At 54.7% G+C, this 12,077-nt stretch carries 14 protein-coding genes; 10 read left to right on the forward strand and 4 right to left on the reverse strand.

Translation table 11 applies throughout. The features are described 5' to 3' along the window. The 4 genes from ACJ8QF_RS24580 to ACJ8QF_RS24595 form a co-directional block, all read right to left on the reverse strand. On the reverse strand, positions 1-1,043 hold a 1,043-nt coding region (locus ACJ8QF_RS24580), incomplete at its 3' end, for an SMODS domain-containing nucleotidyltransferase (RefSeq protein WP_442537973.1). A gap of 132 nt (positions 1,044-1,175) precedes the next feature. Then, positions 1,176-1,460: a DUF3892 domain-containing protein gene (locus tag ACJ8QF_RS24585; protein WP_442530717.1), complete on the reverse strand. Its 285-nt coding sequence runs from the start codon at positions 1,458-1,460 to the stop codon at positions 1,176-1,178. A gap of 686 nt (positions 1,461-2,146) precedes the next feature. Then, positions 2,147-2,614, reverse strand: coding sequence for a hypothetical protein (locus ACJ8QF_RS24590; RefSeq protein WP_135637813.1), 468 nt, complete (start codon positions 2,612-2,614; stop codon positions 2,147-2,149). Then, positions 2,611-3,429, reverse strand: a complete 819-nt coding sequence (locus tag ACJ8QF_RS24595) for a winged helix-turn-helix domain-containing protein (RefSeq protein ID WP_442537974.1) — start codon at positions 3,427-3,429, stop codon at positions 2,611-2,613. Before ACJ8QF_RS24595 ends, ACJ8QF_RS24590 begins: the two co-directional genes overlap by 4 nt. A 402-nt stretch (positions 3,430-3,831) precedes the next feature. Between ACJ8QF_RS24595 and ACJ8QF_RS24600 the strand changes: the two genes are divergently transcribed. The 10 genes from ACJ8QF_RS24600 (at position 3,832) to ACJ8QF_RS24645 (ending at position 11,208) form a co-directional block, all read left to right on the forward strand. Then, positions 3,832-4,356 (forward strand): fimbrial protein, encoded by a 525-nt coding sequence (locus tag ACJ8QF_RS24600; RefSeq protein WP_442537975.1) that lies wholly within the window; start codon positions 3,832-3,834, stop codon positions 4,354-4,356. Positions 4,357-4,440: 84 nt separating this feature from the next. Beyond that, entirely contained in the window at positions 4,441-4,986 is a 546-nt protein-coding gene (locus tag ACJ8QF_RS24605; RefSeq protein ID WP_442537986.1) for a fimbrial protein, read from the forward strand. 54 nt (positions 4,987-5,040) lie between these two features. Next, positions 5,041-7,587: an outer membrane usher protein gene (locus ACJ8QF_RS24610; protein ID WP_442537976.1), complete on the forward strand. Its 2,547-nt coding sequence runs from the start codon at positions 5,041-5,043 to the stop codon at positions 7,585-7,587. 7 nt (positions 7,588-7,594) lie between these two features. After that, on the forward strand, positions 7,595-8,344 hold the full coding sequence (locus ACJ8QF_RS24615) for a fimbria/pilus periplasmic chaperone (RefSeq protein ID WP_442537977.1): 750 nt from the start codon (positions 7,595-7,597) through the stop codon (positions 8,342-8,344). A gap of 29 nt (positions 8,345-8,373) precedes the next feature. Then, positions 8,374-9,027 carry a fimbrial protein gene (locus ACJ8QF_RS24620; protein WP_085058532.1) on the forward strand — a complete coding sequence of 218 codons (654 nt, stop codon included), beginning with the start codon at positions 8,374-8,376 and terminating at the stop codon, positions 9,025-9,027. 10 nt (positions 9,028-9,037) lie between these two features. After that, positions 9,038-9,538 carry a fimbrial protein gene (locus ACJ8QF_RS24625; RefSeq protein ID WP_442537978.1) on the forward strand — a complete coding sequence of 167 codons (501 nt, stop codon included), beginning with the start codon at positions 9,038-9,040 and terminating at the stop codon, positions 9,536-9,538. A gap of 14 nt (positions 9,539-9,552) precedes the next feature. Beyond that, on the forward strand, positions 9,553-10,029 hold the full coding sequence (locus ACJ8QF_RS24630) for a fimbrial protein (RefSeq protein WP_265260533.1): 477 nt from the start codon (positions 9,553-9,555) through the stop codon (positions 10,027-10,029). 14 nt (positions 10,030-10,043) lie between these two features. Further along, a complete protein-coding gene (locus ACJ8QF_RS24635; RefSeq protein WP_079007596.1) occupies positions 10,044-10,568 on the forward strand; it encodes a fimbrial protein in 525 nt (174 codons plus the stop codon). After that, positions 10,561-10,695 carry a hypothetical protein gene (locus tag ACJ8QF_RS24640; protein ID WP_442537979.1) on the forward strand — a complete coding sequence of 45 codons (135 nt, stop codon included), beginning with the start codon at positions 10,561-10,563 and terminating at the stop codon, positions 10,693-10,695. The genes ACJ8QF_RS24635 and ACJ8QF_RS24640 overlap by 8 nt, the downstream gene beginning before the upstream one ends. Before the next feature lie 30 nt (positions 10,696-10,725). Further along, a complete protein-coding gene (locus tag ACJ8QF_RS24645) occupies positions 10,726-11,208 on the forward strand; it encodes a hypothetical protein (RefSeq protein ID WP_442537980.1) in 483 nt (160 codons plus the stop codon). The last annotated feature ends 869 nt before the right edge of the window (positions 11,209-12,077 follow it).

Genomic DNA, 12,077 nt, shown 5'->3' on the forward strand with positions numbered 1-12,077 from the left:
AGGCTCAGGAACAGGTTATCTTCCCCCACGCTGGCGGCGATGGTGTTAAACGTCGCCTGGGCCGCGGCATGCCACTGGTAAAAGGTTTCACTGCGCTGAGGGCCCTCATCCTGCTCTGAACGGTTCCACTTCTCGGCGAAGTTTTCCTCCGGCATGTGCGGGTTGCTGACCTGTATTTCTCCCTGTGTCGACACGATGAAATCCGGCATCAGTTCCAGCACGTCTAACAGGATATCCAGGTCGTTGTCGTAGGCGCGCCTGTCAGCAATGATGTGGTTGTAGGCATGGCACGCCAGCGTGGTAATGATGACCGAAATCGGGCGGCAGCGCTGCCGGACCTCATCCTGCTCTGCGGCCCATTCGTCACGGTGGCGTTTGAGAATTTGTACGATGCGATTAAGCAATTTCTTGTCGGTGCTGTCCGGCAACGGGAGTAACGCCTCGGTGCCGACGCGGCTGGCGGAATCCATGACCAGAATGGTGCGCAGGGGCTGCACGCTGGCGCTGCTCTCGAACCACTCGGCGTAGCCGCTGGGGTTGGACTCCTTCCAGGCGGTTTGTGCATCCACGACCCACAGCGGCTGGCCTAAACGTTCTGCTGCACCGGTGTGATCGCGGCCCGGTGTGATATCCAGATGGTAATCCCCGGCGTAATTGATGCGAAACCCTCGCGGTAACTCGCTTAATAGCGTTTTGTAGGTTTTATGTGATTCCAGCCGCTGGCGAATGGCCGATATCACGCCGGTATAATCCGCCTGGGTGGCATGGGGCAGATAACAAATCAGGTCAATATCGTATTGCTCTTCATTTTTGGGTTTTACGGTGGTGTTGAGCCGCACGCTGCCCTGCGGGTAAATAACGGCATCTTGCAATAGCGGATCGTCGCCTTCGGACAGAAAGGTGCCGACGCCGTTATAGGCGCTTTCGATGTTGGCATATTGGGTTTTGGTGAGATCCAGCGTTTCAATAATTTGCGATAATAAATCGGCGATACGCTGTTTTTTCCCTGAAGGCAGGTTTCTGGCGGTAGCGGAACCGTACATGGTATTTCCTTATGCTATGGGGCCGCTGTACTGCGGACGTGAAAACGCCACTGCGGCCAATAATAGAAAGAGGCGAAGCGATGGGCTGCAAGCGGGCCCGCACACCGTATCAATCATGAAACTCGGGTTGCGTCAGGGGCATTCCGGCAGGCTCAGCAGGTTATTGGGCTGTTCGCCGTCATTTTGCGTTTTGAGGTATTTATTGCCCGCCGCGCTGATTGAGACAATCACCCAGACGGAATGGCCATTGGCAGTGACCCAAAAACGCCAGGTGCCTGCCTCGATACCGGCAATGGCGTCTGCCTGGGGCAGTGACCAGCGTGTGCCATCGGCATTGACGCCGCCGATAGCCTGAATGCGCTCATGCGCATTTTGACGGTCGGATTTTTTGATACAGGTGACTTGATGGTCTGACATAACAACTCCTTGGTTAGGGGAAACGCTACGCGTGAGCGTAATTAGAAGGTATAAACAATGGAATTGAGATGTTTTGTATATACCCTATGCGGAAACCGTGTTTAAAAATATGCAACCTGTTAATGACGATGCGTTAAATAACAGATTTTTTTTGCTGGTGTTTGCCATAAGTGTTCTTATTGTCTGTGGCGTTAATCATGTTTTTTGTTTTAGCTAAAGTCAATATGAGAAAAATGGTTTTTTTTAAATCTTGGTTGTTTGTTTTTTATAATTTTAATAAATAAGATAATTAAGTTATTTATTATTGGCTGTGGTTGGGTGGTGTTTGTTGGTTTTTAATTTGTTAATTATCAATATGTTATGGTTTTGTATGGGGTGTTTTTTATAACTGCTTCTACATGTGGGCAGGATACTGTTACTTATTTACCGATATGAGTAGCTTTTATCAGTAATGAGTACATTAGATACGGATAGGAAGCTAACTTTCACTTAGCATTTTGTCACCGGTTTTTCACAGAACAAGAGGCTGGGGGGGATTCAAGTAACAACCACGTGACGACTTCAGGCGGCGGATATCTATATAAAGATATGGCTACTCAGCAGAGTGAGTTCGATAGAGATGAATTGCCGCGATGTGCCGGTTACCAAGGTAGATAACCGGCAATAATTTCGCTATTTGAGATAAATTAGCGCTCTGCGGCGCAGATAAGATATCCGCTGTTCAGGGATTTAATCAAGATCAGATTATTTCTCAAGTGCCATATTTCGATCTGAAAATCGATACCAGGCATTTCCGGCAAGATGTCTGCCAGCCAGATATCCTCTGGAGTCGTATCGCTGGGGTGTTTAATCACTTTAGTAATGTTTGCCTGCTTGACAGGGTTGATCTCTTGCGGAACCAGAGAGAAATGGCTGGTGCGGAAAAGCAGGTAGCTACTTTTGCTGGTTTTTACTTTACCCGTTAACGAAAACAAACCTTCCTTCTCATTTTTTAAAAATAAGGTTAGGCGGCCATCAAACTGAACGGGGCCCCTGTCATTTTCTATCATTATTTTGTAATGTGATGTGCATTTGAATGGTTCTTCCGCAAGCGTGTTGAATGAAAAAAAAAGCAAGAAGAGTGGGGTTAAGAGCCCTGTCAGCAGTTTTTTCATATTGAAGTATTTCTCTGGTTTTTGATATTGAAGCAGGTGTCGTACCGGTTGTTATCCGCTTTGCTGCAAACGGAGATTAAATCTGTTCGCACGTTTTTTTTACTAATACGATCCTCTAGGTAAAAAACATCGCTCGGTATGTTTTTACAATCCACTCCCTCTCTTTTTAGTGCGGTATTTATTTTTTCCGCTGGATCTACAAGCAGAGGTGTTTTGTTCAGTACATAAATGTCGCAGCGATCAATGCTGATAATTTTATGGTAATCATAAATTTTGCTATCTGTAATACTTAAAACTATAGCACCAAGAAGCCCAAGGAATAGCGCGGAGCTGGCTAAAAAAATAAAATTCCGATTGCGCTTCGAAGGCGCCTCATTTTTTGACGTCGGTGGTTTTATCAGCACCGCTTCTTGAATTTCGTCAGGGCTGGTTAACATCCTATTTTCTTCATCGTTCAGGTTTTGTTCTGGCGCGGCGGTACCTGCATCGGAAAGATCTACCTCAGCTTCAAATCTGAAACCCAGTTTAGGGATGGTGATGATCAGCTCATGATGACAACCTAACGATGTAAATGCTTTACGTAATTCACTGATGTAATTATTTAATCCTGCATTGGAAGCTGTAAAGCCATAGGTAAGCCATACATTGTCCAATAATGTTTCCCGGGTAACACTGAGCCCATTATTTTGTATTAATGCCAGTAGTAAACGTGTGGCAGGTTTGGTTAGTCTGGCCACGATCTGTGTATTTTCATACAGGCACAATGTCAGTTCATTTGAATCGAAAACAACAGTTTTGTTGATTATATATTTCATTTTTATAAGTTTTATATTTGATTTCAGGTGAGTGTGTCTATCGTTATCCTATCTGCCGGCTTGGAATTTTCAAGAAAAATCTTATCTTTTCTGATGCTCACGATATCGATTGAAAATTTATGTTTATTATCATGAATTAAAAGTCTTCAGCATGTTGTTTTTTCAATAAATATCAGAATTTAAAAATAATAAACAAATTATTTTTGGTTGTTTATATTGTATAATTAGGTTTATTTAGTTTATTTTGCTGCTAAGGTTTGTTGGGAGGTATCATTCTCACATCGCCGAAACAGGGGGAGAACTTAGCTCTCTGTGTTGGCGAGAGTGAAAGTATAAAAAGAGTAGGGCGTTATCGCAGGGCTCTTTCCTTAATTAATTACTTGTATATATGGAATTAACACAATGAAACTGAACAAAATCATGCTGGCAGCGGTAATAACTCTGGGCACTATTTCTATGGCTAACGCAGCTAACCAGGGTGGCGGTTCTGTTACCTTTAAAGGTTCGATCATTGATGCACCCTGCTCTATCGAGCCAGGCACTCTGGATCAGACCGTGAAGCTGGGTGACATTGCTTCTGCCCAGTTGAAAAATGGCGGCAAGTCTACCCCACAGGATATTCTGATCAAACTGGTTGGTTGCGATGTGCAAACGGCTAAAACCGTGACCACCACCTTCAGCGGTACTGAGTCTGACGCTGCACCTGGACTGCTGGCGATGAAAGGTTCTGCACGTGGTGCCAGCATCGCTATCAACGATGTTGACGGTAAACTGCTGCCGCTGACCAAAGTCAGCAAGGCGCAAAAAATTGAAGACGGTCAGGCGACCCTGCGCTTCAGCGCTCACCTGCAGGGCGACGGCGCATCTGCTGCCATTACCCCGGGTGAATTCAACTCTGTTGCTGACTTTACCCTGGCGTACCAATAAGCCCACGGCGATTAATTCGCACAGTTAATTGCATGCGGGGCAACCCGCATGCTGCTGATTAACGCGTTATGTGGGGGAGTAGGTATGTATTCACAGTGTGGCAAATGGATATTGCACAGTGCGGTGTTTATCAATCTGTTGCTGTGTTCTTCTTTGGCGCAATCCGCCAATCAGGGGCGTGGCGAAGTGACCGTAAACGGCCGGATTATCGCCTCGGCCTGCGCCATTGATACCGAAAGCCTCGATCAAACCATTACGATGGCAACAGTGCCCGTCAGCAAAATTATTCGCGACGGTCAGGGGGAATTGCACGAGTTTACCATTAAGTTGGTGAACTGTGCGTTGGAGAAATTTAACCCTGCGCTGGATGACTGGCGCTATTTTGCCGTGACGTTTGACGGCAGAGACGATGCCGGATTATTTGGTATAGACGGTAATGTGAAAGGTATTGCCTTACAAATAACCGATAAGCAGGGAAATATCGCCATGCCGGGAGTACCCATGGCAAAAAATGACATTCAACCCGGCACGCTGGTGTTTAATTACGGCCTGCGGTTGGTGGGAAATAGTCAGGTAATGAAAGCTGGGAGCTATTACTCCACGGTGCGCTTTAAAATGGATTACTACTAAACCTGTCTGAATGCCAAAGCTGTGAATTAAATAATTTTTGATAAGGGTCTGCGGATGTCAATTATTCCGTCATATGGTTGTGCAGGGAAATTACGACCGAGAATATTGGGGCGGCTGATTGCCTTTATTTTGGCGGGAAATGCGGCTTGCGCCGTGGCTGCTGATATTGAATTCAATACCGACGTACTGGATGTGACGGATCGCGCCAATATTGACCTGGAACAGTTTTCTCGCGGCAATTTTATCATGCCCGGTGATTATTTGTTTACCGTGCATATTAATAAACAAACCCTGCCGGACCAGCCGGTGGTGTATTACCCGCCGGATGACGACGCCAAGGGCAGTGAAGCCTGCATTACGCCGCAGCTGGTTGAACAGCTGGGGCTGAAAGAGAGCGCATTACAAAAGCTAACCTGGTGGCACCAAAACCAGTGTATGAACCCTAATAGCTTAGAGGGTATGGAAGTGCGTGGCGATTTGGGTGCAGCGGCATTGTACCTGAGTATTCCGCAGGCGTACCTGGAATACACCGCCGAGAACTGGGACCCGCCGTCGCGCTGGGACGAGGGTATTCCCGGTCTGCTGTTCGACTACAACCTGAATGGGCAGGCCCAGCGTCAGCAAAAACAGGGCACACAGAGTTATAACCTCAGCGGCAACGGCACGCTGGGCGGTAACCTAGGGGCCTGGCGGCTGCGGGCGGACTGGCAATCGCGGCTGGATCGCCAGAGCGGCACCGCGAAATCGACCCGTACCAGTTGGGACTGGAGCCGTTACTACGCCTATCGCGCACTGCCGAAGTTAGGCGCCCGACTGACGATGGGGGAGGACTATTTAAACTCCGACATTTTCGACAGCTTCCGCTTTGCCGGCGCCAGCCTGGTGACTGATGACAACATGCTGCCGCCCAACCTGCGCGGCTATGCGCCGGAGGTGACCGGCGTGGCGCGCACTAATGCCAAGGTGATTATTCGCCAGCAAGGGCGCGTGCTGTACGAGGCTCAGGTGGCGGCGGGGCCGTTTCGTATCCAGGACATCAACGACGCGGTCAGCGGCCAGCTGGAGGTGCGGGTGGAAGAGCAGGATGGCAGCGTGCAGGAGTTCAAGATGGACACCGCCAGCATCCCGTACCTGACCCGCCCGGGCTCGGTGCGTTACAAACTGGCGGCTGGCCGGCCGGCGGACTGGGAGCACCACAGCAACGGGCCAATGTTCGGCACCGGCGAGTTCTCCTGGGGCGTGAGCAACGGTTGGTCGCTGTATGGCGGCGGCGTGGCGGGCGGTGATTATAACGCGCTGGCACTGGGGGTGGGGCGCGACCTGATGATGTTCGGTGCGCTCTCCTTCGACGCCACACAGTCGCGCGCACGGTTGCCTCAGCAGGGCACACTCAGCGGCGGTTCATATCGGCTGAGCTATTCCAAGCGCTTCGACGACTACGACAGCCAGGTGACCTTCGCCGGCTACCGCTTCTCGGAGCGCAATTACATGTCGATGAGCGAGTACCTCGATGCACGCACGTACGGCACGCGCCATAACAGCAGCAAGGAGATGTACACCATCACCTTTAACCAGCAGTTCCGGGACCTGGGGTTGAGTGCCTATCTCAACTACAACCACCAGACCTACTGGGACCGGCCGGCGAACGACCGTTACAACCTGACGCTGTCGCGTTATTTCGACCTGGGGCGTTTCCGGAACATCAGCCTGTCGCTGACCGGTTACCGCAACAAGTACAACGGCACCAACGACGACGGCATGTACCTGTCACTGTCGCTACCGTGGGGCCGCAATGGCTCGCTGAGCTACAGCGGCAGCCACAGCCGCAACGATACCACCCAGCAGGTGGGCTATTACGACCGGCTGAATGAGCGCGATACCTACCAGGTGAGCGCCGGCAGCGCGCGCAGCGGCGCTACCGCCCGCGGCTACTACAGCCACAGCGGCGATATCAGCCAGATGAATGCCAGCGCCAGTTATCAGGCCGGCCAATACAGTTCGTTCGGGCTGTCACTGCAGGGCGGTGCGACCGCCACCCTGAAGGGAGCGGCATTGCACCGCAGCAGTGTCAGTGGCGGCACCCGCATGCTGCTGGATACCGACGGCGTGCCGGGCATTCCTGTGCGCGGCTACAGCACGCCGACCCTGAGCAATGCCTTTGGCAAGGCGGTGGTGGTGGATGTGGGCAGCTATTACCGCAACCAGTTCAGTATTGACCTGAACGCGCTGCCGGAAAACGCCGAGGTCAGCCAGAGCGTGGCGCAGGCCACGCTGACCGAAGGCGCCATCGGTTACCGCCGCTTCGAGGTGGTTGCCGGCGAGAAGGCAATGGCGGTGATACGCCTGGCGGACGGCAGTTCGCCGCCGTTCGGCGCCACGGTGCGCAACGGCAAGGGGCAAGAGGTGGGCATCGTCAACGACAACGGCGAAGTGTACCTGAGCGGCATCAATGCCGGTGAAGGGATGCACGTGAGCTGGGGCGGCGCGGAGCAGTGCGGCATTACCCTGCCGCAGATGCTCTCGCCGAGCGAATTAACCAACCTGTTACTGCCTTGCGGCCCGCTGGCCGACGGCAAGGCGTTAAACACGAGTGAAGAGTAGAGAAACAATGAAAACCAAACATGCAGTGACATTAATTGCCGGTGGCCTGGTGGGCCTACTGATCGCCCAGCAGGCGAGCGCTGCCATCGCGCTGGACCGCACCCGGGTGATTTTCAACGGCGGCGACAAGTCGGTGAGCATGAGCATCAGCAACGAGAACAAGCAACTGCCTTACTTGGCGCAGGGCTGGATTGAAGATGCCGACGGAAAAAAAATCAGCAGCCCGCTGACGGTGCTGCCGCCGGTGCAGCGGCTGGAGCCGGGCGCTAAAAGCCAGGTGAAGGTGCAGGGGCTGCCGGCGGCCAATACGCTGCCGCAGGACCGGGAAACCCTGTTCTACTTCAACCTGCGTGAAATTCCGCCGAAGAGCAACAAGCCCAATACGCTGCAGCTGGCGCTGCAAACGCGCATCAAGCTGTTCTACCGGCCAAAGGCGATTGCGGTGACCAACCCGGAATCCGCCGCGCCGTGGCAGGAGAAGCTGACGCTGACCAAACAGGGCGATGGCTATCAGGTGAACAACCCGACGCCGTACTACGTGACACTGGTTGACGCCAGCAGCAAAAAGGGCGGTGCCAGCGCGCCGGGCTTTGAGCCGCTGATGGTGCCGCCCAAGGGCAGTGCGCCGCTGAAGGTGTCCGCCTCTGCGCTGGGGAGTGCGCCGGTGCTGACCTATGTCAACGACTACGGCGGCCGCCCGCAATTGACGTTTAGCTGTAACGGCGCGAGCTGCCAGGCAGTGGCGGGCAGTAAATAAGGTTCACGGAACTCACAGGTGGGGAAGCGATGCGAACAAGAACCCGGCGATGGAACGGTGGTTATCACCACCATGAATGGCTGTATGCCCTGGTGATTACGCTGGCGGCGCTGATGGTGCCGCTGTGCCTGACGGTGATGCTGTGGCTGTTGCCGCCGGCACAGGCGGCGGACAACTGGCAGGTGGACGGTGCTCACGGCGTGCTGCATGTGCGTGGTGAGCTGACCGAAAGCGCCTGCCGGCTGGAGATGGACTCCGCGTACCAGGCGGTCTCGCTGGGGAATACCGCCACGGCGCAGCTGGCACAGGCTGGTGACCGCGGCGTGCCGGTGAATGTGCAACTGCACCTGCGCGACTGCCTGCGCACCGCGTCGAACAACCGGGATACGCGTACCGGCAACCTGGTGTGGAGCGCGCAGCAGCCGGCGGTGTCGGTCAGTTTTATCACCCCGGCGGATGCTGACAACCCGGCACTGGTGAAGGTGCGCGGCGCCGCCGGACTGGCGCTGCGCATCACCGACGCGCACGGTCACGACGTCCGCCTTGGCAGCCGCGGTGCGCCGCTGGCGCTGGCGGTAGGGCAACAGGCGCTGAACTATACCGTGACGCCGGAGCGTACCCGTGCGCCGCTGGTGCCCGGCGCCTATGCGGCGGTGGTGGATTTTCAGCTCAGCTATGACTAGGGGAAGCAGCATGACGGCAACGTTCAGACGGTACTGGCCCGGTTGCGGTCTGGTGATGTGGGTATTGATGTTCGGCCCGCAGGCACAGGCGGCCAGCACGACCATCAAAGTGACGGTGACCATTGTCGCGCCACCGCCCTGTGTGATTAACAACAACAACCTGATTGAAGTGAATTTCGGCAACGACGTTATGACCACCCGCATCGACGGCAGCTACAAGAAGCAGCCGGTGGTGTACTCAGTGGAGTGTAAAAATGCGCCGAACAACGCGATGAAAATGCAAATCCAGGGCACCGGTGCCAGCTTTGACGGCGAGGTGCTGCAAACCAACAAGGACGGATTGGGGGTGGCGCTGCTGCGCAACGGCAGCCGGCAGCCCATCAACAGTTGGATTAACTTTACCTACCCGACGAAGCCGACGTTGGAAGCGGTGCCGGTGAAACAGGCCGGGGCGACCCTGCGCGGCGGTGAGTTTTCTGCCGGGGCGAGCATGAAGGTGGAATACCAGTGAAAGGAGGGGAGGCAATGGCGCGCTATGGCTGCATTTTGCTGCTGATGGCCCTCGGCGGCCCAGCGACGGCGGCGGACAACATGCGGTTCTCCGGCGTCCTTATCGAACCGCCGCCGTGCACCATCAACGACGGCGGTGAGGTGGATGTCGACTTCGGCAACCGTGTGGGGGTCAGCAAGGTGGACGGCGTTAACTATCTGCAACCGGTGGACTACCGGATAAGCTGCATCCCGGGAGCCGGGACCTGGAACATGACGCTGGCAGTGGTCGGTACGGCGGCGGATTACGATACGGCGGCCGTGGCGAGCAACATGGATGATCTGGCGGTGCGCTTGCTGCAAAACGGCAAGCGGTTCATCCTCAATCAGCCGATACCCATCAACCCGAACGCGAAACCGGTGCTTGAGGCGGTGCCGGTGAAACGGCCGGGTGCCACGCTGAAGGAAGGGGCGTTTGAGGCGACGGCGACGCTGCTGGCGGTGTACCAATGAGGCGGAGAACGGGCATGGTGAACAGGATGATCTGCTGCGCCGCGGCGTTGCTGCTGTGCAGTGTGCCGGCCGGCGCGGCGGAGAATATGCGGTTGCATGGGGCACTGGTCGCGGAGCCCTGCGTGATACCGCCGGGGGACGAGACGGTGGTGCTGGATTTTGACACGGTGATTGACAAGTACCTGTACCTGAACACCCGTACCCCCGGCCAGACGTTTGAGCTGCACCTGGCGCAGTGCGACCTGAGCCTGGGCAAGACGGTGAGGGTGACGTTCAGCGGCGCGGAAAGCGCGGGGCTGCCGGGGCTGCTGGCACTGAACGGCGCCAGTCAGGCCAGCGGTATTGCCATCGGGATGGAAACCCCGCAGGGCGAGCTGTTGCCGGTGAACCAGCAAGGTAAGGCGCAGACGCTGGTGAGCGGCGCCAACACCCTGACGGCGCGGGCCTATGTACAGGGCGAGCCGGAGGCGCTGAAGCACAAAACCATCGAGCGCGGGCCGTTCAGTGCGGTGGCGACCTTTAGCCTGGAGTATGAATAACCGCACTGAGGCATGGCAGGCCGCGTATCGCTGGCTGTGCCAACGCCGCCGCCATGCGCCGCCCAATGCCGACATTTGGCATCTGCGCTTTCACTGGGCGCAGCAAGAGAAGCAACTCTGGCAGTAACTGCAAAACGGACGTTACCGTCTGGTACCGATGCAGGCGTATCGACGTGGTGGCCGCAGTTGGGTGCGGTGGTGTGCGCAGGATGCGCTGATATTGAAGTGGGCCGCGCTGCTGGCGGAACCGTTGTTGCCAAAACCGGCTCGTTGCCTGCATTTGCGCGGGCATGGTGGTAGCACGGCGTCGGTGGCGGAAGTGCGGGAAGCTCTGGCCGGCGGAGAATATGCCTTTGTCTACCGAACGGACATTCGCGGCTATTACCGGCACATTCGTAAGTACCAGGTCATCAATCAGCTGAAATGGCAGGTGGCAGACCCGGTGCTGTTCGATGTGATGCAGCAGTACGTGCATTACAGCGTCGAAGACGGCGGTGAGTTTTATACCCCGCCAAACGGCATCTGCCGGGGCTGCGCGCTGAGTCCGCTGATTGGCGGCAGCTTGTTACACCATGTGGACAGTTTTTTTAACGCTCAGGAGGGCGTGTGGTATGCGCGCTATATGGATGACTTTTTGTAGTTTACCCGCACCCGCTAGCAACTGCGGCGTAGCGTTAAGCGGCTGCATGAATTTTTTGACCTGGGCGGCTTTGAAACCCACCCGGACAAGACCCAACTGGGCAGGATTGCGCAGGGTTTTGACTGGTTGGGGGTATGGTTTACCCCTGCGGGGGCCGCCATAGCGCCCAGAGCGCTGGAAAACCACCGTGCACGACGCGCGCGGCTTTACGAGCAGGCTCGCCGACAGGGGCTGTCATCGACAGAGACTGAATTGCGGGTGCGAACGTACGAAGCACGGTGGACATTATGGGCACGAAGGATGCTGGGGAATAATTTCGATTGTCTGTGACATGCGGATTTATTAATCCTATCCGGTACTCACTACAGTATGGGTCCTTCTGACTGATTTTCTAATACTTTTTCTATGGGGCTTACTATGCGTCATGCCTGGACATGTATTATCTACTCCGTACTGTTGTTTTGTGGACTCGTCGTCTACGCTCGCGTAGGTATAGCGAGCATGTGGCCTGTTGTACAATCGATTGAAGTGACTGACTGTAAGCCTAATGAGCACGGTCCGTGCGGTCTTGCGAACCTCCGTGGGACTGCAGGAACAATGGAGATTGGCGATACGACTTGGTTTCCTCGGCCCGCGTGGGGGGAGGCCAACGTTGTCTTTTTTGGTATCCATTGTAATAAAGGGAATAAATCCTCTGGCTTTAGTGAGTGCCACTGGCACAAAGACACACATGGGCCCTCTGCGATGTGCACGCTGAAGTTTAGCAAAAACCCAAATTCCGGGTGGGTGCTCAAGAGTCCCTGTAACGTTCCCGCAACATGGGAATGGCGGGGCCATAGGGGGGCGGACGTCGGTGGTGAATGCGCCGT

Source organism: Serratia sp. CY81684 (assembly GCF_052166595.1).
Taxonomy (GTDB): domain Bacteria; phylum Pseudomonadota; class Gammaproteobacteria; order Enterobacterales; family Enterobacteriaceae; genus Serratia; species Serratia nematodiphila.